Source organism: Acidovorax sp. GW823-FHT05D11 (assembly GCF_058795695.1).
Map to the genome: position 1 here is coordinate 3,655,001 of NZ_CM179502.1, position 21,351 is coordinate 3,676,351.

At 63.8% G+C, this 21,351-nt stretch carries 22 protein-coding genes (1 of these 22 running past the window's edge); all 22 read right to left on the bottom strand.

All coding sequences use genetic code 11. The features are described 5' to 3' along the window. Positions 1–368, bottom strand: partial view of an adenylosuccinate synthase gene (locus AC3RCE_RS16925; RefSeq protein WP_492253524.1) — the 5' end (the start) only. 1,009 nt of this gene lie to the left of the window's left edge; only the first 368 of its 1,377 coding nucleotides appear in the window; it begins with the start codon at positions 366–368; its stop codon lies beyond the left edge, outside the window. A 27-nt stretch (positions 369–395) separates the two neighbouring features. Then, the gene (locus AC3RCE_RS16930; protein ID WP_218295348.1) at positions 396–1,544 is read right to left on the bottom strand and encodes an ATP phosphoribosyltransferase regulatory subunit; all 1,149 of its coding nucleotides are present in this window, start codon (positions 1,542–1,544) and stop codon (positions 396–398) included. Positions 1,545–1,633: 89 nt separating this feature from the next. Next, the gene (locus AC3RCE_RS16935; RefSeq protein ID WP_492253525.1) at positions 1,634–1,816 is read right to left on the bottom strand and encodes a DUF2065 domain-containing protein; all 183 of its coding nucleotides are present in this window, start codon (positions 1,814–1,816) and stop codon (positions 1,634–1,636) included. A 34-nt stretch (positions 1,817–1,850) separates the two neighbouring features. Then, a complete protein-coding gene (hflC, locus tag AC3RCE_RS16940; RefSeq protein WP_218295350.1) occupies positions 1,851–2,762 on the bottom strand; it encodes a protease modulator HflC in 912 nt (303 codons plus the stop codon). Between the two features lie 9 nt (positions 2,763–2,771). After that, entirely contained in the window at positions 2,772–4,145 is a 1,374-nt protein-coding gene (gene hflK / locus AC3RCE_RS16945) for an FtsH protease activity modulator HflK (RefSeq protein WP_492253526.1), read from the bottom strand. Between the two features lie 54 nt (positions 4,146–4,199). Next, entirely contained in the window at positions 4,200–5,369 is a 1,170-nt protein-coding gene (hflX, locus tag AC3RCE_RS16950) for a GTPase HflX (protein WP_492253527.1), read from the bottom strand. 69 nt (positions 5,370–5,438) lie between these two features. Further along, a complete protein-coding gene (gene hfq / locus AC3RCE_RS16955; protein ID WP_218295353.1) occupies positions 5,439–5,693 on the bottom strand; it encodes an RNA chaperone Hfq in 255 nt (84 codons plus the stop codon). A gap of 105 nt (positions 5,694–5,798) precedes the next feature. Next, positions 5,799–7,142, bottom strand: coding sequence for a ribosome biogenesis GTPase Der (der, locus tag AC3RCE_RS16960; protein WP_218295354.1), 1,344 nt, complete (start codon positions 7,140–7,142; stop codon positions 5,799–5,801). A gap of 13 nt (positions 7,143–7,155) precedes the next feature. Then, positions 7,156–8,283 carry an outer membrane protein assembly factor BamB gene (gene bamB, locus AC3RCE_RS16965; protein ID WP_218295794.1) on the bottom strand — a complete coding sequence of 376 codons (1,128 nt, stop codon included), beginning with the start codon at positions 8,281–8,283 and terminating at the stop codon, positions 7,156–7,158. A 41-nt stretch (positions 8,284–8,324) separates the two neighbouring features. Next, positions 8,325–9,011 carry a YfgM family protein gene (locus tag AC3RCE_RS16970; RefSeq protein WP_492253528.1) on the bottom strand — a complete coding sequence of 229 codons (687 nt, stop codon included), beginning with the start codon at positions 9,009–9,011 and terminating at the stop codon, positions 8,325–8,327. Between the two features lie 14 nt (positions 9,012–9,025). Further along, positions 9,026–10,291, bottom strand: a complete 1,266-nt coding sequence (gene hisS, locus AC3RCE_RS16975) for a histidine--tRNA ligase (RefSeq protein ID WP_218295795.1) — start codon at positions 10,289–10,291, stop codon at positions 9,026–9,028. Between the two features lie 153 nt (positions 10,292–10,444). Next, positions 10,445–11,704, bottom strand: a complete 1,260-nt coding sequence (gene ispG, locus AC3RCE_RS16980; protein WP_492255397.1) for a flavodoxin-dependent (E)-4-hydroxy-3-methylbut-2-enyl-diphosphate synthase — start codon at positions 11,702–11,704, stop codon at positions 10,445–10,447. Positions 11,705–11,724: 20 nt separating this feature from the next. Then, positions 11,725–12,564: a RodZ domain-containing protein gene (locus AC3RCE_RS16985; RefSeq protein WP_492253529.1), complete on the bottom strand. Its 840-nt coding sequence runs from the start codon at positions 12,562–12,564 to the stop codon at positions 11,725–11,727. Positions 12,565–12,628: 64 nt separating this feature from the next. Next, entirely contained in the window at positions 12,629–13,462 is an 834-nt protein-coding gene (gene pilW / locus AC3RCE_RS16990; RefSeq protein ID WP_492253530.1) for a type IV pilus biogenesis/stability protein PilW, read from the bottom strand. 36 nt (positions 13,463–13,498) lie between these two features. Further along, complete coding sequence (gene rlmN, locus AC3RCE_RS16995) at positions 13,499–14,623, bottom strand: dual-specificity RNA methyltransferase RlmN (RefSeq protein ID WP_492253531.1); 1,125 nt, start codon at positions 14,621–14,623, stop codon at positions 13,499–13,501. 87 nt (positions 14,624–14,710) lie between these two features. Beyond that, the gene (gene ndk, locus AC3RCE_RS17000) at positions 14,711–15,136 is read right to left on the bottom strand and encodes a nucleoside-diphosphate kinase (RefSeq protein ID WP_008905954.1); all 426 of its coding nucleotides are present in this window, start codon (positions 15,134–15,136) and stop codon (positions 14,711–14,713) included. Between the two features lie 92 nt (positions 15,137–15,228). After that, on the bottom strand, positions 15,229–16,830 hold the full coding sequence (locus tag AC3RCE_RS17005; protein ID WP_492253532.1) for a pseudouridine synthase: 1,602 nt from the start codon (positions 16,828–16,830) through the stop codon (positions 15,229–15,231). Further along, the gene (gene scpB, locus AC3RCE_RS17010; protein ID WP_218295360.1) at positions 16,830–17,582 is read right to left on the bottom strand and encodes an SMC-Scp complex subunit ScpB; all 753 of its coding nucleotides are present in this window, start codon (positions 17,580–17,582) and stop codon (positions 16,830–16,832) included. Before scpB ends, AC3RCE_RS17005 begins: the two co-directional genes overlap by 1 nt. A 147-nt stretch (positions 17,583–17,729) precedes the next feature. Next, positions 17,730–18,752 (bottom strand): RluA family pseudouridine synthase, encoded by a 1,023-nt coding sequence (locus tag AC3RCE_RS17015; RefSeq protein ID WP_492255398.1) that lies wholly within the window; start codon positions 18,750–18,752, stop codon positions 17,730–17,732. A 23-nt stretch (positions 18,753–18,775) separates the two neighbouring features. Further along, positions 18,776–19,696, bottom strand: coding sequence for a peptidoglycan DD-metalloendopeptidase family protein (locus AC3RCE_RS17020; protein WP_218295361.1), 921 nt, complete (start codon positions 19,694–19,696; stop codon positions 18,776–18,778). 12 nt (positions 19,697–19,708) lie between these two features. Further along, on the bottom strand, positions 19,709–20,476 hold the full coding sequence (locus AC3RCE_RS17025) for a protein-L-isoaspartate(D-aspartate) O-methyltransferase (protein ID WP_492244018.1): 768 nt from the start codon (positions 20,474–20,476) through the stop codon (positions 19,709–19,711). Continuing rightward, positions 20,476–21,264, bottom strand: a complete 789-nt coding sequence (gene surE, locus AC3RCE_RS17030) for a 5'/3'-nucleotidase SurE (RefSeq protein WP_218295363.1) — start codon at positions 21,262–21,264, stop codon at positions 20,476–20,478. Before surE ends, AC3RCE_RS17025 begins: the two co-directional genes overlap by 1 nt. Positions 21,265–21,351: the final 87 nt, after the last annotated feature.

Below are 21,351 nucleotides of genomic sequence, written 5' to 3' on the forward strand. Positions count from 1 at the left end.
TCACGCGCCACGTCGATGGCAGCATGGAAAGGGAGGATCAAGGGACAGGCCTCGCTGATGCGCAGGCGTGACCGCACTTCGACACCCGCCTTCTCAAGGCCTTCGATTTCCTCGAACAGTTTGGCAGCCGACAGCACGACGCCGTTGCCGATGTAGCACTTCACCCCGGGTCGCATGATGCCGCTGGGAATCAAGTGCAACGCAGTCTTGACCCCATTGATCACCAGCGTATGGCCAGCGTTGTGCCCGCCTTGAAAACGGACCACGCCTTGGGCACTCTCTGTCAGCCAATCAACCAGTTTGCCCTTGCCTTCGTCACCCCACTGGGTCCCGACCACCACTACATTGCGACCTTTGGTTGCTTTCATCTCAAACCCAATTCAATTTTCAATTGCTCAAACAGCCTGCACGACCCACCGGCCCGCAACCTGCACCAGTTCCCGGTCGCAGTGGAACTCGTCCACTTCGCTCTCATGCCCCGGCAGAACGCAGACCACCGTCTCACCCGCCTTGCGGAGTTTGGCGATGGCCGCATTGACCTCATCCGACTCCTCCCATGGGGCCCGGATCGCCGCCTTCAACGCACGCGGCGACACTACGCCGACCACCTGCTTGAGATCCAAGCTGAACCCTGCCGCGGGGCGGTTTCTGCCGAACACGGCCCCCACTTCGTCATAGCGCCCGCCTCGGACCAACGCATCGCTTGCACCCGGTGCATAGATCGCGAAACGTGCACCGCTGTAATACGCATAGCCACGCAAATCGGCCAGATCAAACGTCACGGTAGCCCCCTCCAACCGGGTAGCAAGCCATTTCAAATTTGATAGCAGCAGGGGAATGTCGGGAAAGTGCTTGAGCGCTTTTTCAGCCTCATCCAACACAGCCTGATCTCCATACAGCTGCAGCAGCGCCAGCAAACCTTTACGAGACTTCTCGGGGAAAGCGCGGGTCAAAGACACCAATTCGCCAGCGTCCTTGGCAGCCAGCGCGGCATGGATGGCACTCAACACCTGGGCATTCAGCGGCACGCCAGCCAGCAGGCTGCGCACAATCCGCACGTCCCCCAGGTCGATCGTCGTGCCACGAACGTCCGCAACCCGCAGGCACTCCCGGGCCAACTGCAAAGCCTCGAGGTCCGCCTCCAGCCCGGCATGCCCGTATATCTCCGCGCCGAACTGCAGGGGCTCGCGTGTGGCATGGGGACGGTCAGGCCGGGTGTGCAGTACGGGGCCGCAATAGCACAGCCGAGCAACCCCCTTGCGATTGAGCAGGTGCGCATCGATGCGGGCCACTTGGGGGGTGGTGTCCGCCCGCAGCCCCATGGAACGCCCGGAGAGCTGATCCACCAGCTTGAAGGTCTGGAGGTCGAGCGCCTCGCCAGTACCTGTCAGCAAGGATTCGAGATGCTCCAGCAAAGGAGGCATCACCAGCTCATAGCCATAACAACGGGCTGTATCAAGCAGCCCGCGACGCAATTCTTCGATGTGCCGCGCTTCGGACGGCAAGACATCGGCAATGTGATCCGGAAGGACCCAAGCAGACATGGAGAAAAGGGGAGGCTGTTAAAACCGTGATTCTACCGGGAGGAGAGCGAAGGCCCGAGAGACTCCACCGCCAGGACTCCAAGCCCAGGTCAGAACCACAGCATGGCAACACCGGCAACGATGGCCAGCAATGCGAAAAAACGTATCTGGCCATCCTGCAGCAGTGCAATCTGGGAGACCGCACGCCGCCAGCCCTGTGGCGATAGGAAGGGCAATAGCCCTTCAATCACCAGCACGAGGGCCAGAGCCGTCCAAAGGCTGTCAAAAGTCACTGCGGCAAGCTACCAACAACCAGGGCGGTGGAACTCACTTGCGTGCCGCGGCAGCAGGCGCCGTGGCCGAGGTTCCGCCTCGGAAAGTCTTGAAGAATTCCGAAGACGAGGGATCGAGGACCATCACGTCGGTCTTCTTGTTGAAGCTGGACTTGTATGCCTCCAGGCTGCGGTAGAACTGGGCAAACTGTGGGTCCCGGCCAAAAGCCTCGGCGTAGATGCGCGCTGCTTCAGCATCGCCTTCACCCTTGATCTTCTGGGCATCGCGGTAAGCATTGGCAATCGCTATCTCACGCTGACGATCTGCATCCGCCCGAATTTTTTCGCCCTCGGCCGCCCCTGTGGAGCGCAGTTCATTGGCGACACGCTTGCGCTCAGCCTCCATGCGCCGGTAGACCGATTCCGTGATGGCTTCCACGTAGTCGACGCGGGTAATGCGCACATCCACCACGTCCACACCCCAGGGCTTGGCCCCGCGAACGGTCTCGAGCACTTCGCGCTTGACATCTGCCATCAGCGCCTCGCGTTTGAGAGACAGCAGTTCCTTGACAGTGCGCTTGTTGATTTCCTCCTGAAAGGCATTGCGCACCACCCGATTGAGCTGCATGGCCCCGGCGCTTTCGTCCAACCCCACATTGCGGATGTACTCCGTGGGTTCAGAGATGCGCCAGCGCACATACCAGTCGATGACCACACGCTGTTTTTCAGCCGTCAGCATGGGTTCTGTATCGCTGCTGTCCAGCGTCAGAAGACGCTTGTCGATATACGACACGTTCTGGAAAGGCGGCGGCAGCTTGAAATTCAAGCCCGGCTCGGTAATCACTTCCTTGATCTGCCCCAGCGCGTAGAGCACGCCAAACTGGCGCTGGTCCACCACGAAAAGCATGGAGCTCATGAGGGCCAGCACCACCAGGAGGGTAGATGCAATAAATCCGACTCTGTTCACGAGCAGCTCCTAGCGAGATTCACGATCGCGTGTGCGACTGCTGTCACGCGCTCGGGGGTCATTCGAAAAAGTGGACGAAGGCACGGCAGGCACCACCGCTGGGGCGGGCGCAGCGGCAGCCGGGCCATCCAGAGGCCCTGCTCCGCTCGCCACGCCTTGCATGATCTTGTCCAGGGGCAGATACAGCAGATTGGAGCCCTGGCGCGACTCGACCAGCACTTTGGTCACATTGCCGTAAATCTGCTGCATGGCCTCCAGGTACATGCGGTCACGGGTCACCTGAGGCGACTTCTGGTATTCCGCCAGGATGGAAGAGAAGCGTTGCGCATCGCCTTGCGCCTGCGCAACAATCCGCGCCTTGTAAGCTGCCGCCTCCTCATTCAAGCGCGACGCAGAGCCCACTGCACGCGGGATGACATCATTGGCGTATGCCTGCGCTTCGTTCTTGGCCCGCTCGCGCTCCTGCCCTGCTTTCAGCACATCGTCAAACGACGCCTGCACCTGTTCAGGTGGACGCACCCCCCCCTGCTGCAGGTTGATTCCAACAACTTCGACACCGACCTTGTAGCGGTCAAGAATGGTTTGCATGAGCGCACGGACCCGCGGTGCAATCTGGTCACGCTCTTCGGCCAAGGCCGTATCCATGCGCATCTTTCCTACCACTTCGCGAACCGCCGTTTCGGCGGCCTGTACCACTGCATCCGACGGATTCTTGCTTTCAAACAGCCAGGCGCGCGCATCACTCAAGCGGTACTGCACGGCAAACTTGATCTCGACGATGTTCTCGTCTTCGGTGAGCATGGCCGACTCGCGCAGGCCGGTGCTCTTGATGACGCTGTCCCGGCCCACGTCGGCGGAGCGAATCTGGGTCACGAAAACAAGCTCGTGGCGCTCGATGGGGTATGGCAATCGCCAGTTGAAACCCGCGCCCACCGTACTCTTGTATTTGCCAAACTGAGTGATCACGGCCTGCTGGCCTTCCTGGACGATGAAGAACCCTGTCCCCATCCAGATGACAAACACAATCCCGGCGATCAGCCCCACACCAACGCCTGCGCTCTTCATGTCGGGTTGGAACCCGCCGCCCGAACCGCCACCGTTGCCCGGCCCGCGCCCGCCACCGTTCTTGGATCCGAACAATCCGCCCAGCTTCCGATTCAGGTCGCGCCACAGTTCGTCGAGATCCGGCGGCTGCCCATTGCCCGGGCGCTGGTCACCCCCCCGGTTTCCCGAAGGCGGGGGAACGGGGCGGTCCTCTGGGCGTGCGCCATCATCGGACTTGTTGTCTTCGCCGCGTCCCCACCGGGGATCGTTCAGGTTGAACATGCCCCGAATACGTGCTGGCAGCGAAGTCCAGCCTAGGGTGCGATTTTGGAAATTCATGCGCAAAGTCTCTGGTTCTCTGGATGGCATCGGTAATGCTGGCATTGTGCCCAATCAAGGCTCGGACCCTGGCAATTCAATGGCGGCACCAGGGGTCATGCCTTCTTGAGCCGCGATCACCACCCTGGATGCAAGCGCCTGGCGAAGCGTGTCCAGCCCTTCGCCGGAGCGCGCGCTCACGAACAGGCGCTGGAACAATTGCCCGTCCACATCGTACTGATCCTCCAGAAGCGGGGGACGTTGCTCCGCCTGCAGCGCATCCAGCTTGTTGAACACCAATATCTGAGGAATATCCGCAGCCCCGATCTCATGCAGCACTTTCTGGACCTGCGCCATCTGCTCCGGAAAACCCGGATTGGAGGCATCCACCACATGAAGCAGCAGATCCGCATCAATGGCCTCCTGCAACGTCGCCTGGAATGCATCCACCAGGCCATGGGGTAGGTCCCGAATGAATCCCACCGTATCGGAGAGGGACACTGATTGTCCTGCAGCGCCCAGATACAGTTGGCGCGTTGTCGTGTCCAGCGTGGCAAACAGTTGGTCTGCGGCATAGGCACGGGCCTTCACCAACGCATTGAACAAGGTGGACTTGCCCGCATTGGTGTAGCCGACCAATGAAATATTGAAGGTGTCGCGCCGCTCCCGTTGCCGCCTCTGGGTGGACCGCTGCCGCTTGACCTTGACAAGACGCTCGCGGGTGCGCTTGACGGCGTCGCCAATCATCCGGCGGTCGAGTTCAATCTGCTTCTCGCCAGGGCCACCACGTGCGCCAATCCCACCCGTCTGACGCTCCAGGTGAGACCATCGACGCACGAGGCGGGTACTGAGGTACTGTAGTCGCGCGAGCTCCACCTGAAGCTTGCCCTCATGGCTGCGGGCGCGCTGGGCAAAAATCTCCAGAATCAGCAGCGTGCGGTCGTTGACTGGAAGCTCAAGGTGACGCTCCAGGTTACGTTGCTGGGCTGGGCTGAGCGATTGATCGAACAGCACCTCTACCGCACCGTGCATCTGTGCCGCAGTGCGAATTTCGTCTGCCTTGCCACTTCCGACAAACAAGGCCGCGTCCGGGGCCTTGCGTTTGCATGTCAGGCGGCCAACCGGGTTCATGCCCGCCGTCTGTGCGAGCAGGCCCAATTCCTCGAGATCGCCATCAAAATGGGGAAAACCAAAGTCCACCCCCACCAGCAGCACCGGGGTGCCGTCCACGCGCGAAGATGTCATCGCATGCAAATCAGATAGCCTTCTCGCACCATCCGTGCAAGAAGCGAAGACCGGTTCAGAAACAACAACTCAAGCGTTGCTGCTATCTGCATCAGGGGTGTCGGCGGTGGAAAAATTGACGGCGCGACCTGGCACGATGGTGGAAATAGCGTGCTTGTAAACCATCTGGGTCACTGTATTGCGCAGCAACACCACATACTGGTCGAATGACTCGATCTGCCCCTGCAGCTTGATTCCATTCACCAGATAGATGGAAACAGGAACATGCTCCCGACGCAGCGCGTTGAGGAAGGGATCTTGCAAAAGCTGGCCTTTATTGCTCACGATATTCTCCGTGTTCAAAATGTTGTTGTAAACCAGCACCTTACCACAGCCCGAAGGGCAAATCGGGCTGGTAGTGCATGGCCCTTCAGGGCTCCAGCCTTTGGATCAGGCCTCGTCCTTGTCGGCAAAAGGATTGTGGGAGGTTTTCATTTCTATCCGCAGCGGCGTGCCCACCAGATCAAACTCTTTGCGGAAGCGTCCTTCCAGGAAGCGCTTGTAGGCATCGGTGACATGTTCGAGCGAATTGCCATGGATCACGATCACCGGCGGGTTCATGCCCCCCTGGTGTGCATACCGCATCTTGGGGCGGAACATGCCTGCCCGCTTGGGACTTTGGAACTGCACAGCCTCCAGGAGCAGGCGTGTAAGCACCGGCGTGGACATTTTGCAGGTTGCCGCCTTGTGCGCCTGGGCGATCGACGTCCACAGCGGCCCCAGCCCCTGCCGCTTCTTGGCGGAAATGAAATGCATCGAGGCAAACTTCAGAAAGGCGAGCCGGGTCTCGATGGACCGTTCCAGCAACTGGCGCTGGTAGTCGTCCACGGCATCCCATTTGTTGACAGCCACCACCACGGCCCTGCCGCTTTCAAGGATGTAGCCTGCGATGTGCGCATCCTGATCCGTGACCCCCTGGGTCGCGTCCAGCAGCAGCAGAACCACGTTGGCCGATTCAATGGCCTGGAGAGTCTTCACGACCGAAAATTTCTCGATCGCCTCAAACACCTTGCCCTTGCGGCGCAACCCCGCCGTATCGACCAGCTCGAAGCGTTGGCCATTGCGCTCGAATGGCACGGTGATGGCATCCCGGGTCGTGCCCGGCATGTCAAACGCGACAAGGCGCTCCTCGCCAAGCCAGGTGTTGATCAGCGTCGATTTACCGACATTGGGCCGCCCTGCGACGGCAAGCTTGATGATGCTCTTGTCGGAGCCGGCCTCGGAGTCGTCCGGCTCAGGAAGCTGCAGGGGTTCCAGGGCGATATCAACCAGACTGCGGATACCCTGCCCATGCGCCGCGGACACGGGATACACCTCGCCCAGCCCCAGCTCATAAAACTCTGCCAGTTGCACGCCTTCCAGCATGCCCTCCGCCTTGTTGGCGACCAGCACACAGGGTTTGCCAAGGCGGCGCAGGTAGTTTGCAATGTCATGGTCCTGCGCAGAAACGCCGGCACGTGCATCGACCACGAAGATGACCACATCCGCCTCGGCAACGGCCTGCTGCGTCTGCTTGGCCATCTCCTTGTAGATGCCACTCGATGCATCAGGCTCGAAGCCCCCTGTATCGATGACGATGTACTCGTGCTTGCCTTGCTTGCCATTGCCGTAATGCCGGTCTCGCGTCAGCCCGGCGAAATCCGCCACGATGGCGTCGCGAGACTTGGTCAGACGGTTGAAAAGCGTGGACTTGCCGACATTCGGACGCCCGACGAGGGCGATAACTGGCTTCATTGAATAAGATCCATCAATCAGGACGGAATCCGTAGACGCCACCGTTTCGCGTGACCACCACCAGCGTATCGGCAGCGACAGCAGGCGCCGCAGCTATGCCGGATGCATCGGTGGCAATGCGGTTAAGCGGAGAACCGTCCGCACGGGAAAGCAGATGAACGAGGCCTGCATCGTCCCCGACCACCACCGAGCGCCCCAGCAGCAAAGGCGCTGTCAGTTTGCGGTGCTTGAGCCTGTCCGTCGCCCACAGGCGTGAGCCGTCGCTGCGGCGCCACGCAATCACCGTGCCATTGCTCTCGGCCCCGAACAGCGCTTCGCCATCGCCGTGCACTCCATCGGCTCCACTGGCCGGCTGCGTCCAGGCCACCGCGCCTCTGGCCGTATTGACGCAACCCACAGCCGACTGGAAGGCCCGTGCACAGACGGAGTCCCCTACCCGGCTGGTACGGCCGACCAGTTCCACCAGGCGTTCGACATCATTGGTACCGCGCGAGCTGGCCAGCGGCGCCTCCCAGCGAACGCTGCCGTTGTCCGGGTTCAAGCCCACAAGGCGGCCGGCAAAACCCGCCACCAAGGTATCTCCCACAGCCAGGAGTACGCCGGCTTGGCGCAAGACCAAGGGGTCTCCAGGGCGCTGCTGGCTCCAGAGCTTGCGCCCCGTCACAGCATCGTAGGCGGCCAGCGACCGATCCGTCGACAGCACAAAGACACGCCCGCCAGCGACCAGGGGGGGCGTGAATACCTGCGCAGCCAAGGATTGCCGCCAACGCTCACGGCCGGCATCCAGAACAATCAACGTGTTGCTGCGGGACACGACAGCCGCAGACTTTCCATCGCTTCCCACACCCGCGGACAAGGGCTCGGCCAGTGCGGTGCGCCATACGTCTCCACCGGTGCGCGCATCGATCGCAGCCACCACACCGTCAGCGGATGCCACGGTCACCACATTGCCTGCGGAGTGGACCTCCAGCGGAAATCCTCCAACATTGCCGATGCGCGCTGTCCATGCCTGCCGCACACCCAGGACAGCGACATTGGCCCCCAGATCGGCAGGTACGGGTTTGGAGCTGCTGCCACTCCACAGCGAACACCCGGCCAACGTGGCGACCAGCACCGCGGACGAAACGCCACGCAGCAGCATCCGCCCGCCCGGCGTGTTGTTTGCACAAATGAACGCCATGGTTATTTCACCCCTTCCACAGGAGCAGCCTCAGCCACCGCGATACCCTGCGGCGAGACCCCCAGGGCACCAAGCTTGATTTCCACGAGGCGCCGATACTCCACACTCTCCTCGAAGGCCTTGTATGCCTTCGCATACTCCGCGATCGCCTCTGTGCGCTTGCCCTGCAGGGAATAGATATCACCCTTGCGATCTGCGAACACCGCTTCAAACTCAAGGGGAGTGCTGCCAGACACCTGCTTGAGCGCCTCATCGTAGTTTTTCTGGTCCATCAGCACGCTGGCCAAGCGCAACCTGGACAGCGCCTTGAGGCCATCATCCCCGGACTGGGCGGCCACCCAGGCCAGCGCTTCTTTCGCGCCATCGGCATTGCCGGCATCCACCATCGTCTTGGCGAGCGCGAGGCCGGCCTGGCTCGCCTGCGTAGTGCCCGAATACTTGGCCTTGAGGTCGGCAAACGCCTGCGCCATGCGCGCTTGATCCCCCGTCCGGGCAGCCACGTCCACGGCATCAAAGAGCGCCGCGGCCTGGCTCGCCTGGCGGTTTTGCCAATACTGGTATCCGTTCCACGCAACCAGGGAGCCCGCCACCAGAATCAGTACCGAACTGATGAGCGTGCCCCAGGTGTTCCAGAAATGCTTGAGCTGGTCAAGCTGTTCTTGTTCTTCGAGATCTAGGTGATTTGCCATGGAATATGTTCTGTTTAGCGGTTGGATTGTAGGTGGGACACCCATTCGACCAGTGAGTCCAGCGGTTGCTCGGCCTGCGCTCCGACACCATCGCGCAAGGACTTGACAACAACCATCCCTCGGGAGAGCTCATCGTCGCCAAAGACCAGTGCATGCAGCGCGCCGCTCGCATCTGCCTTCTTGAACTGGGACTTCATGCTGCCCATTCCTTCACCGCCTGCGGGCGCAGCATGCATCTGCACACTGACGCCGAGCTGCCGCAGGCGCTCGATGGCCGCAACCGCCACCGGCAACGCCGCCGCCGAGGGAATCACCGCATACACATCGGGAGCCAGCGCCGGCAATGCGCTGGCCTGCTCCTTGAGGAGTTCGAGCACACGCTCAACCCCCAGCGCCCAGCCCACCGCTGGCGCAGCCTTGCCACCAATCTGACCGATCAGGTAGTCGTAGCGGCCGCCGCCACAAATCGTGCCCTGCGAGCCCAATTGGTCGGTGACGAACTCGAACACGGTCAGGTTGTAGTAGTCCATGCCCCTGACAAGGCGCGGATTGACGGTCCATGCGACGCCATTGGCACTCAGGATGGACTTCACTGCGTCGAAATGCGCGAGCGACTCTGGCCCCAGGAAATCGATCAACCGAGGTGCGGCCTCCACGATGGCCTGCATGGCGGGGTTCTTGGTATCCAGAATGCGCAGGGGGTTGCTGTGCAAGCGCCGGCGTGCTTCTTCGTCCAGCACATCGGCATGCTGCTCGAGGTACGAGATCAGCGCAGCACGATGGGCCTTGCGTTCATGGGGCTCGCCCAGGCTGTTGAGCTCCAGCCGCACATTCTGAAGCCCCAGTTCACGCCACAGCGCCTGGGCCAGCAAAATCAGTTCCGCGTCGACTTCGGCGCCCGGAAAACCCAGCGCCTCGGCGCCAATCTGATGGAACTGGCGATACCGCCCGCGCTGCGGACGCTCGTGGCGGAACATGGGCCCCATGTAGTACAGGCGCTTGCCCCCGTCGTACAGCATGGAATGCTCGGCCACGGCGCGCACGACGCCTGCCGTCGCCTCGGGGCGCAGGGTCAGGTGCTCGCCATTGAGACGGTCCTCGAACGAGTACATCTCTTTTTCAACAATATCGGTCACCTCGCCGAGCCCCCGCACAAAAAGCGGCGTGGGCTCGACGATCGGCGTACGGATATTGCGGTAGGCGTAGCGCGCCATCAGGCCCCGGACCTTGGCCTCCAGCCACTCCCAGCGGGCAGATTCCGGAGGCAGGATGTCATTCATGCCTTTCACGGCCACCAGCTTTTCCGGCTTGGGCGAGGTGGCGCTTTTTTCGTTACTCACAGCTGTTCTTTTCTTATCCAATTATTTTGAGAGAGCTTCCTTGCGGCCCCACTGCGGGGGCCGAGCAAGGGCTGTCGGCGCGGATGCAGCGGGTCAGGCGGCGGGAACCGCGGCACCGAAACGCTTTTCAATGTACTGCTCGACGATCTGATGGAACTCATTGGCAATGTTCTCGCCGCGCAGAGTCAGGGCCTTTTCGCCATCAATGAACACAGGGGCCGCAGGCGCCTCACCCGTACCGGGCAGGCTGATGCCGATGTCTGCGTGCTTGCTTTCGCCAGGACCGTTGACGATGCACCCCATCACGGCGACGCGCAGATTCTCGACGCCGGGATAACGAACCCGCCATACGGGCATCTGGGCACGCAGAAAATCGTCGATCTGCTTGGCCAGGTCCTGAAAGGTCGTGCTTGTGGTGCGGCCACAGCCCGGGCATGCCGTGACGCTGGGGACAAATATACGCAGACCCAACGCCTGCAATATCTCGGAGGCGACCACCACCTCCTGCGTGCGCGCCTCCCCGGGCTGGGGCGTCAGGGACACGCGAATGGTATCGCCGATGCCTTCTTGCAGCAGAACCGACAGCGCGGCTGCCGACGCCACCGTGCCCTTGGTTCCCATGCCCGCCTCCGTCAGCCCCAGATGCAGCGCATAGTCGCAGCGGCGTGCGAGCTCACGATAGACGGAAATCAGATCCTGCACTCCACTGACCTTGCACGACAGGATGATCTGATTGCCATCCAGCCCCATCTGCTCGGCCCGGCGGGCGGACTCGATGGCCGACGTGATGAGCGCCTCATACATGACCTGGCGCGCCTCCCAGGGCGAGGCCCGGCGGCTGTTGGCGTCCATCAGGTCCACCAGCAGATCCTGATCGAGACTGCCCCAATTCACCCCGATGCGCACCGCCTTGTTCCACCGCATGGCGGCATCGATCATCTGGCCAAACTGCCGGTCCCTCTTGTCACCCTTGCCGACATTGCCCGGATTGATGCGGTACTTGGACAGCGCCTGTGCGCAATCGGGAAAATCCGTGAGCAGCCGGTGCCCGTTGTAGTGAAAGTCCCCCACGAGCGGCACACTTTCCCCCATCCGGTCCAGTTGTTCCCGGATATAGGGCACTGCCGCCGCGGCCTCGGGGGTATTCACGGTAATCCGCACGAACTCCGAACCCGCCTGCGCCAGCTCCTTGACCTGTATGGCCGTGCCGATGGCATCCACCGTATCGGTATTTGTCATGGATTGCACGCGCACGGGCGCATCGCCGCCCACCGTCACGACACGGGATCCCCACACGATCCTGGCTTGGCGTGAGCGCCGAGGCAAAGGGGATGCAATCGCAATGGGCCCCATATCACCAGATACCTGTTCCACTATTTCACCTCGAAGCGAGCAACGTTTTCACGCGACACAGTCGTCAGGTCGAAAGGCTTGCCGCGCACGAAGACCTCCGTCACGTCCGCGCGTCCGATGACAACCGCCAAAGGCATCGACCCGGCGACCGACACCGACTCGCCCGCGACCAGATTGCGCTGCAGCGCTACCGCGCCTGCGGAGTCCCGCACCTGCACCCAGGATTCACTGCGCGCGCGCAGCACCAGCGCACCTGCGGGGGGGGCGGCTGCGCTGGCGGTCGCCACCGGGGCCGATGCAACACCATTGGCAGCCGCGGGCGCGGCTGCATCGGGGCGCCCCGCCGCAACTGGCGCGGGGCTCTCCGGCTTGCGCTCGGCAACGCCGGTCGCGGCACTCGATACTTCTGTGGGTGCGGGGCTGGCCTGAGGTTCCGCGATGACCGAAGGAGCGGCCGTCACCGGGGCAGCTGCCTGCACTGCGCCTGTCGTGCTCGTCGCCCCGTCCTGCTGGCGGGGAAAGAAAACAAGGACGAGAGCTCCCACCAGCAGCGCCAGCACCACCAAGGTGACGGACCGCGAAGTGGATCCCGAAAAGGACCCCGAGGACGAAGACGACTTGCCAGAACCGCCCTTCACGGGTGCATTGAGACCGGCGCTGTCCGTGGCCAGACGCGGACTCTTGCTTTGCGGCAACAGCGACAGGACGGGCGCAGGATCGAGCTTGAGTGTCCTGCAGATGCTGGATGCCAGCGCCCGCACAAACACCGTATCAGGCAGCGCCTCGTAGTTGTCGGCCTCCAGCGCCTCCAGCTTGCTGACCGGCACCTTCAGCGCCACGGCCAAGGCGGCAATGTGCATGCCGGATGCCTGCCGCGCTTCCCTGAGCAATCCACCCGCTGTCATTCCACCACTCTCCAGAACCTCACTCATTGAAAACCCCACGCTCGTATGCCCCCAGTTCCCGCGAATCCGGGAAACGCTTGCGCAACTGTTCCGCCAGCTGCTTCATGGCCACGGAGTCACCCAGGCCACGCTCCACCTTGATTCCGAGCCACAGCGATTCGGAGTTGGCAAACTGGCTGTTGTTCAGCCGCCGGATATAGAACTGGGCGCGGGTCAGCTCGTTGCGCCGCAACAAAAGCGCAGCCAGGTGGTAGCCCACCACGGGGTTGGCGGCATCCAGTTCATAGGCCTTGAGCAGTGACTGCTCGGCTTCGGCGAACTGACCGGCCCCCGACTGGCAAAGCCCGCGTGCCATGAGTGTCTTGCTGCGCGCGGTGTAGGAAGGATTGGCCAGCGCCCGCCCGAATTGCTGGTCCGCTTCTGCGTACTTCTGCTGCTGGCAGAGCAACCAGCCGTAGTTGTGCAACAGGTTGGGATCGTTCCCCCTGAGCGCCAGCGCCCTGCGAAAACTGTCGTCCGCCTGCGCAAAATCGTTCAGCCGCATGTAGATGAGGCCGCGCAGGTTGAAGGCGTCGGAATACGTGGGATCGGCCGCCAGCGCCTGCTTGACTTCATCAAGCGCCACGGCCGTCTGGCCGTTCTCGAAATAGTTGGATGCAAGCTCCAGGCGGATGCGGGCACGGCGCCGCGTTTCAGGCTCATCGGACGGAGTGACCAATCCCGCATTGGTATCCACGGTGGACATGCTGTTGTTGGTCGCACACCCCTGCAGTACGGACATGCATGCGAGCACGCCACATGCCGTGAGTGTCCAGCGGCCAAGTTGCTGCCAGCTTCCAACCAATCCCACCATGTAGAGCCTCCTTGAAGTATGCCGATTGCTTGCTGATCAAGTCACCGGTTTGAGCACGATTGTCCGCTGCTTTGCCATGCGCTCGGCGGCCCGTGTGCGATCCTTGACATCTCCCGCGAGCTGGCCACAGGCCGCGTCGATATCATCTCCCCGGGTCTTGCGCACCGTTGTGACAATACCTGCATCGCTCAGGACCTTCGCAAATGCAACCACCTGATTTTGCGCAGATCGCAACAGCCCCGATGCGGGAAATGGATTGAAGGGAATGAGATTGAATTTGCAGCGCACCCCTGAGCCGCGGGCGGGCTTGACCAGTTCGATCAGCTGCTGCGCATGCTCCAGCTGGTCATTGACGCCATCGAGCATGCAGTATTCAAAAGTGATGAAATCACGCGGTGCGTGCGCCAGATAGCGGTTGCAGGCCTCCAGCAGCTCTTCGATCGGATACTTGCGATTGAGCGGTACCAGATTGTCCCGCAGCGGATCGTTGGGCGCATGCAAAGACACGGCCAGGGCCACCGGGCAATCCTGCGAGAGGCGGTCCATCATGGGGACCACGCCCGACGTGGATACCGTCACCCGCCGCCGCGACAGACCATACCCATGGTCATCGAGCATGACACGCAAGGCGGGCACGAGCGCCGAGTAGTTCTGCAGCGGCTCGCCCATCCCCATCATCACGACGTTCGAGATCACCCGATCTTCGGACTTGAGGCGTTTGCGCAAGGAATGCTCTGCAAACCACAACTGCGCGACGATCTCGCCCGTGGTCAGATTCCTGCTGAAACCCTGATGCCCCGTGGAGCAAAAGCGGCACCCCACGGCACAGCCGGCCTGGGAGGAAATACACAGCGTTCCGCGGTCATCCTCAGGAATGAAGACGGCTTCCACCGCATTGCCATCCCCCACGTCGAACAGCCACTTCACCGTGCCGTCCGAGGAAACATGCTCTGAGATGACCGGCAAGGCCTCGACGCGGGCGCAACCCCTGAGCTTGTCGCGCAGGGCCTTGGCCAGATCGCTCATGGCGTCAAAGTCACTGGCGCCGCGCTGGTGGATCCAGCGAAACAGCTGGGTGGCGCGAAACCGCTTTTCGCCCAGTTGCTGGCAGAAAGCAGCCAGGCCGTCGAGGTCAAATTCCAGCAGGTTGGTGGTGGTCATCGCGCCCTCCCAGTGACGGGCCGAGCGCGGTCGTCCCCATGGCGCAGGTGTCCCACGATTGCGGGAACAGGCATGGGGAGCACCATATCAGCGCGAGTAGATGTTCAGGCCGGGGAAGAAGAAGGCCACTTCTGCCTGGGCGGTTTCAGCTGCGTCGGAACCATGCACTGCATTGGCATCGATGCTGTCAGCGAAGTCGGCGCGGATGGTGCCGGCTTCTGCCTTCTTGGGGTCCGTGGCGCCCATGAGTTCGCGGTTCTTCAGAATCGCGTTTTCACCCTCCAGGGCCTGGATCATCACGGGGCCGGAGATCATGAAGTCCACCAGGTCCTTGAAGAAAGGACGCTCCTTGTGCACGGCGTAGAACTGCTCGGCTTCCAGGCGCGACAGGTGGGCCATGCGTGCAGCCACGACCTTGAGGCCGGCAGCTTCAAAGCGTGCATAGATCTGACCGATGACATTCTTGGCCACTGCGTCGGGCTTGATGATGGAGAGGGTGCGTTCGATTGCCATGTTGATTTCCTGAATGGATGATGTTGCTGTAATTCGTTTGCCCACTGGACAAAGCCCTCGATTCTAACCGGGCAGACCGGCGCAGCGTGCGCTCAGCGCCCGCCGCCCCCGCGGCGAGGGCCGCCTCCGCCGGGGCGCCGCTTGTCCTGGCGGTGCCGCGAGAGGCTGTCCATGCCGATATAGCCCACCGAGGTCTTCATCGGATCCGGCTGTGCCGCCCCGCGCTGGCGGTCACCGCCGCCGGCATTGTTGCCGCGGGCCTGACCTTGTTGTCCATTGTCACGGCGGGGTTTCTGGCCGCGGGGGCCGCCCGGCGCCCCCTGCGACATGTCGCGGCGCGGGCCGTCGCCCACGCGGGGCCCGTTGCGCCCCCGGTTGCGCTTGTTGCCGCCGCGCCCGCCCGCACCCGGCCCCTCTTCCAACCGGCCTTCGGCCGGAGCCTCCGGCCGTCCGGCACCGGCGGCCTGGACCAGGGCGCGGATGTCACTCTCATCGAGTTCCAGCCAGGCGCCGCGCTTGAGCCCGCGCGGCAGCACCATGGCGCCGTACCGGATACGGATCAGCCGGCTGACCGCATGTCCCACAGACTCCAGCATCCGACGCACCTCGCGGTTGCGCCCTTCGGAAATGGTGACCCGGTACCAGCAGTTGGAGCCTTCGCCACCGCCATCCTCGATCGATCCAAAGGATGCCATGCCATCGTCCAGGCGCACGCCATCCAGCAGCTTCTGCTTTTCTTCGTTGCTCAAGGCGCCCAGCACCCGCACGGCGTACTCGCGCTCCAAGCCAAAACGCGGGTGCATGAGCTTGTTGGCAAGTTCGCCGGAACTGGTGAACAGCAGCAGGCCTTCGGTGTTCAGATCCAGGCGCCCGACAGACTGCCACTTGCCCTGCATGAGCCGGGGCAGCTTGCGAAAGACAGTGGGCCGGTTCTGGGGGTCGTCATGGGTCACCACTTCGCCCACCGGCTTGTGGTACGCGATCACGCGCGCGGGCGGCGGGTCGATCCGGTAGCGGATGGGCTTGCCGTTGACCTTGACCTGGTCTCCGAACTGGATGCGCTGTCCGATATGGGCAGGCTCGTTGTTCACGGAGATGCGCCCTTCCAGGATGAGCTGCTCCATCTCGAGCCGCGACCCCAGCCCCGCCTGGGCCAGCACCTTGTGAAGCTTGGGCGTTTCCACCTGGGGCAGCAATACGCGCTTGGCGGGAACGGCGTCGGCCGACGCATCATCCTCATCGAAGCGGCCCGACACCACATCCTCGAACTGATAGCCATCCACCGCCGGCGCCGCCTTGCGCCTGTCGCGCCCGGCACCTTCGGGGCGTTGGGGCGGCCTGCCGCCGGGCTGGCCCTGGTTCCTGCGGCCGCCCTGCCCTGGCTGGCCCGCAGACTCAGAGCCTTCCGCATGCGCCGCCGCAGTCTCGGCCTCGGGCCCTGCAACCACCTGCGACGAGGAGGGCGCCTCGGGCGACAACTCCGCAGCTGTCACGGGCTCCACCTCAGAAACGGCCTCGGGGGCCGCCGAAGCGATGGCGTCGCCAGCAGCACTTTGCTCCTCGGCAACCACAGCCACCGGCACCGCCTTCTTGCGCGGGGCGCGCTTGGCAGCAGGTTTCTTCGGCGCCGCAGCCGCCTGCGCAGGCGCAGCCTCCGGCAGATCAGCCGGCATTTCGGGGGTCGAATCGTTCATCAAGTATTTCCCTGGATACCACCCGGGGTATCGGCATCGTCGTCGCGGAGATCCGTCTCCGCATTCTGAAAAAAGTCTTCCACGGGCAGCACCGCATCCGGCGCCGCGCCCGGTTCTGGCGGCTGTTGGCCCGGGCCGGGCTCCGATGGCGCAGCGACCAGCTCCGCTGCCGGTTCGGGCTCCGGCTCTATCACCCCTTGGGCGGCAGCGGCCATGGCCTCCAGGACATTGGCATTGCCGGTGGGGTCATCCAGCACCGGCAACTGGTCCAGCGACTGCAGCCCCATGTCATCCAGAAACTGCCGCGTGGTCGCAAACAGCGCCGGACGCCCCACCGTTTCCCGGTGGCCGATGACCTCGACCCAGCCCCTGTCTTCCAGCTGCTTGACGATCAGGCTGTTGACCGTCACCCCCCGGATGTCCTCGATATCACCCCGCGTCACAGGCTGGCGATACGCAATGATCGCCAAGGTTTCCATGGTGGCCCTCGAATAGCGCGGCGGCTTTTCGGGGTGCAGCCGGTCGAGGTACTCGCGCATCTCGGGCCGGCTCTGGAAACGCCAGCCCGTGGCCACCTGAACCAGCTCCACGCCACGCTGCGTCCATTCCAGCTGCAGCTCCTGCAGCAATACCTTGAGCGTGTCCGACCCCAGCGCGTCATGGAACAGCACCCGCAGCTCGCGCAAAGGCACAGGCTGCTGCGCGCAGATCAACGCAGTTTCGAGGACCCTTTTGGCATCCACCGTGTTCATGGTTCAGCGATTCCTGGAAAAGTGCCACGCGTTGCAACGGGTGTCACATCAACAGCAGGGGGCAATCAATGGCGCGCTGTGCAAGGGTGCTGGCGCGACGCAAGAGCCCGGCGGGATTCCGTCTTCGGGCTGGGGCCAGTCTGGCCGTCAGGGCGCATTGTAGCCCAGCCCCCATGACGAGAGGGCCTGGCAGATGTCCTGCGGCACCGGCGCCCGGAATTCCAGCGCCTCGCCGGTCACAGGGTGCGAGAAGGCCAGGCGGTAGGCATGCAGCGCCTGCCGCTGCAGGCTGCCGACCGGCGCGCCGCCATACAGGCCATCCCCCACCAACGGATGCCGCAAGGACGCCATGTGCACGCGGATCTGGTGCGTGCGGCCCGTATGCAGGGTGCATTGCACCCAGCAGCCCTCGTCCGCGCCAGCGAGCCACCGGATGTCGGTGCGCGCGAGCTTGCCCGCATGGGTCGCCAGGTCGACGACCGCCATGCGCAGGCGGTTGCGCGGATCCCGGCCAATGGGCGCTTCCACCGTGCGGATCTTGGGACCCGACCATGCGCCGTGGGCCATGGCCACGTACTGCCGCTGCACCTTGCGCTCGGCAATCAATGCGACCAGCGCGTCCATGGTGGCGCGGTCGCGGGCAACGACCATCAGCCCGCTGGTGTCCTTGTCGAGCCGGTGCACGATGCCCGCGCGCGGCACGGTCAGCGCCTTTTCGTCGCGGGCGAGCAGGCCGTTGAGCAAGGTGCCGCTCCAGTTCCCGGGCGCGGGGTGCACCACCAGGCCGGCGGGCTTGTTCACCACCAGCAGATGGGCATCCTCGAACACCACGTCGATGGACATGGACTCAGGCCGGAAGGCCTGGCTCTGCAGCGTGGGCCGCATTTCCAGCACCACCTGATCGCCCGCCTTCACGCGCGCTGCCGCCTTGGGAAGCGGCTTGCCATTGAGGCTTACCAGCCCCTGCGCCAGCAGTTGCTGCAGGTAGCTGCGGGAAAACTCGGGCACCAGATCGACCAGCGCCCGGTCCAGCCGCACGCCATGCTGTCCGGCCCCGATGTGCATGGAGCGAAGCTCGCTCCCGGACTCGTCCGCCAGCCCTTCCGACTCGTCGGCCAGCAGCTCATCCGCTGCCCCGGCCGATTCCCGCGGCATGCCCGTTGCGCCCATTGGCGGCGAAGCCACGGCGGAAATCAACGTGCAGGCAGGTAGCGCGACGGGTCGACGGGCTTGCCTTGCCGGCGGATTTCAAAGTGCAGCTTGACGCGGTCGGCGTCGGTGCTGCCCATCTCGGCAATTTTCTGCCCCTTGCGCACGGACTGGTCCTCCTTGACGAGCAGGGTCTGGTTGTGCGCGTACGCTGTCAGAAAGGTGTTGTTGTGCTTGAGGATGACGAGGTTGCCGTATCCGCGCAGCCCCGCGCCCGCATACACCACGCGGCCGTCGGCGGCGGCCAGGACGGGGTCTCCCGCCTTGCCAGCAATGTCGTATCCCTTGTTGCGCGCCTCGTCGAACCCGGCGATCAGCGAGCCCGGAGCGGGCCAGATGAATGCCATGTCGTCTTCCGCGGCGCCCGACGACGGTGTCGGCGTTGCCGGCGCGACGGCCACCACGGGGCCGGAGGCCGCCGAGGTGGCGGGCTTGGCCGCGCTGGCCGGGGGCACGGCCGCACTGGCGGGGTTGGCGGGTGTCACCGTCGAGGAGGTCACCGGGCGGGTGACCACGCCGCTGTCGGCGGCCACGGCCTGCGAGGCGGGCGCGGGCGGCGCCACGCGCAGCACCTGGCCCACTTCGATCAGATTCGCGTTCTCGAGGTTGTTCCAGCGCGCAATGTCTTTCCAGCTCTGGCCCGACTCCAGGCCGATGCGAATGAGGGTATCTCCCGGCTTGACCGTGTAGTAGCCTGGTTTTCCGGCATTTTCCGCGCCGGGCAGCGGCTTGAGGGGTGTCCCCACCACCACGCCGGGCTGGGCCGCTGGCGGAGGCGCGGAGGACGAGGAGGATGTGCCCCGGTCTTCCACAGGAGCCTTGTTCAGCCGGGTGCCGCAACCGGTGAGCGCAAGCCCCGCCAGCGCCACGGTAAACCCAACCACAAGACCACGCGATACGAACATAAGCATTTCCCTTCAGGCAATCCCCGATTTTAGGGGGACAAAATGTACGGGCTCGAGCACGTTTTGTTTCAATCCGTGCGGGGTTTTGTCGATCACCAGCAACATCTGCTGCCCGCCTGCCACCGCCATGGGCGCCACCAGCCGCCCTCCGACCGCCAGCTGGTCGCACCACGCCTGCGGCACGGCATCCCCGCCCGCGGCAGCGATGATGGCCGCGTAAGGCGCGCCCTTGGCGTAGCCCAGCATGCCGTCCCCGAACAGCAAGTGGACATTGGCCAGGCGAAACGGGCGCAGGTTGTGGCGCGCCTTGTCGTGCAGGCCCCGCAGGCGCTCCAGGGTATAGACCTCGCGCGCCAGGTGGCTCAGCACGGCCGCCTGGTAGCCGCAGCCCGTGCCGATCTCCAGCACACGTCCCAATCCGCCCGCGCGCGCGCCTTCGGCGCCCAGCAGCAACTCGCACATGCGGGCCACGACGTTCGGCTTGGAAATGGTCTGCCCAAGGCCAATCGGCAGGCTGGTGTCCTCATACGCCTGGTTGACCAGCGCGCTGTCGACAAAACGATGGCGCTCCACGGTGCCCATGGCGTGCAGCACCGCCGGCGACGTGATGCCTCCGGCCGCCAGCTTGTGCACCATGCGCGCGCGCACCGCCGCCGAATCCAGCCCCACCCCCACCGGCGCCGCCGCCGGCTGGCGCGCGGGCGGAGCGACCGGGGCGGGCCTGGCGGGAGAAGGTCCAGATCCTGGCAACCTGGCAGGGAATCCGGGGCGGCGCTGCATCACGGTCCCGGCGCCCCGGCCACGCCTGCCACAAGGCGGGACGCGGTCTGTGCCCAGTAGCCCAGGTTGTCGTGGTCCGTCAGGTCCACCTTCAGCGGCGTGATCGACACGTGGCCTTGCGCCGTGGCATGAAAATCCGTGCCTTCCGCATCGTCCTTGGCGGCCCCCGCGCTGCCGATCCAGTACATCGCCTCGCCCCGGGGGCTTTCCTGCACGATCACCCGCTCGGCCGCGTGGCGGCGCCCCAACCGGCACAGCTTGAGGGGCTGCAGCGCCTCCAGCGGCATGTTGGGAATGTTCACATTCAGCAGCCATGGGGTCTCTGTCACGAGACGCTGGGCCCGCATCTGCGCGACGATCTCGCGCGCCTTGGCCGCGGCCGCCTCGATCTCGCCCCAGCCCTTGTCCACCTGCGAGAAGGCAATGGCGGGGATGCCGAACAGATACCCCTCCATCGCCGCGCCCACGGTGCCGGAATAGATGGTGTCGTCGCCCATGTTGGCGCCGTTGTTGATGCCCGACACCACCAGGTCGGGCCGGTAGCCCAGCAGGCCGGTGAGGGCGATGTGCACACAGTCTGCGGGCGTGCCGTTCACGTAGCGGAAGCCGTTGTGCGCCTGGTGCACATACAGCGGCGAATGCAGGGTGAGCGCATTGGACTTGGCGCTGTTGTTGTGCTCTGGCGCGACCACCTCGACCTCCACCCCGTCGAGGGTCTTGAGCGCATCGTGCAGCGCCACGATGCCGGGAGCCTGGTAGCCGTCGTCGTTGGAAATCAGAATTTTCATGGTTGCAGAAGGGGTTGCAACGGATTGTAGGTGGCGTGCCCCGGGCCCTGCCCTGCACAACGCAGGCGCAAGCCGTCGCTCGTGGGA

What these genes read in the sequence shown, in the direction of transcription:
- AC3RCE_RS17005 (WP_492253532.1), bottom strand. Translation starts at nt 16,830, where the DNA reads ATGAACGATTCGACCCCCGAAATGCCGGCTGATCTGCCGGAGGCTGCG.
- bamB (WP_218295794.1), bottom strand. Translation starts at nt 8,283, where the DNA reads ATGCTGCTGCGTGGCGTTTCGTCCGCGGTGCTGGTCGCCACGTTGGCC.
- ispG (WP_492255397.1), bottom strand. Translation starts at nt 11,704, where the DNA reads ATGGGGCCCATTGCGATTGCATCCCCTTTGCCTCGGCGCTCACGCCAA.
- rlmN (WP_492253531.1), bottom strand. Translation starts at nt 14,623, where the DNA reads ATGACCACCACCAACCTGCTGGAATTTGACCTCGACGGCCTGGCTGCT.
- ndk (WP_008905954.1), bottom strand. Translation starts at nt 15,136, where the DNA reads ATGGCAATCGAACGCACCCTCTCCATCATCAAGCCCGACGCAGTGGCC.
- scpB (WP_218295360.1), bottom strand. Translation starts at nt 17,582, where the DNA reads ATGAACACGGTGGATGCCAAAAGGGTCCTCGAAACTGCGTTGATCTGC.
- surE (WP_218295363.1), bottom strand. Translation starts at nt 21,264, where the DNA reads ATGAAAATTCTGATTTCCAACGACGACGGCTACCAGGCTCCCGGCATC.
- AC3RCE_RS17020 (WP_218295361.1), bottom strand. Translation starts at nt 19,696, where the DNA reads ATGTTCGTATCGCGTGGTCTTGTGGTTGGGTTTACCGTGGCGCTGGCG.
- AC3RCE_RS16970 (WP_492253528.1), bottom strand. Translation starts at nt 9,011, where the DNA reads ATGGCAAATCACCTAGATCTCGAAGAACAAGAACAGCTTGACCAGCTC.
- AC3RCE_RS16930 (WP_218295348.1), bottom strand. Translation starts at nt 1,544, where the DNA reads ATGTCTGCTTGGGTCCTTCCGGATCACATTGCCGATGTCTTGCCGTCC.
- der (WP_218295354.1), bottom strand. Translation starts at nt 7,142, where the DNA reads ATGAAGCCAGTTATCGCCCTCGTCGGGCGTCCGAATGTCGGCAAGTCC.
- AC3RCE_RS17015 (WP_492255398.1), bottom strand. Translation starts at nt 18,752, where the DNA reads ATGGGCGCAACGGGCATGCCGCGGGAATCGGCCGGGGCAGCGGATGAG.
- hflX (WP_492253527.1), bottom strand. Translation starts at nt 5,369, where the DNA reads ATGACATCTTCGCGCGTGGACGGCACCCCGGTGCTGCTGGTGGGGGTG.
- AC3RCE_RS16985 (WP_492253529.1), bottom strand. Translation starts at nt 12,564, where the DNA reads ATGCACATTGCCGCCTTGGCCGTGGCGCTGAAGGTGCCGGTCAGCAAG.
- pilW (WP_492253530.1), bottom strand. Translation starts at nt 13,462, where the DNA reads ATGGTGGGATTGGTTGGAAGCTGGCAGCAACTTGGCCGCTGGACACTC.
- hflK (WP_492253526.1), bottom strand. Translation starts at nt 4,145, where the DNA reads ATGAATTTCCAAAATCGCACCCTAGGCTGGACTTCGCTGCCAGCACGT.
- hisS (WP_218295795.1), bottom strand. Translation starts at nt 10,291, where the DNA reads ATGAATGACATCCTGCCTCCGGAATCTGCCCGCTGGGAGTGGCTGGAG.
- AC3RCE_RS17025 (WP_492244018.1), bottom strand. Translation starts at nt 20,476, where the DNA reads ATGCAGCGCCGCCCCGGATTCCCTGCCAGGTTGCCAGGATCTGGACCT.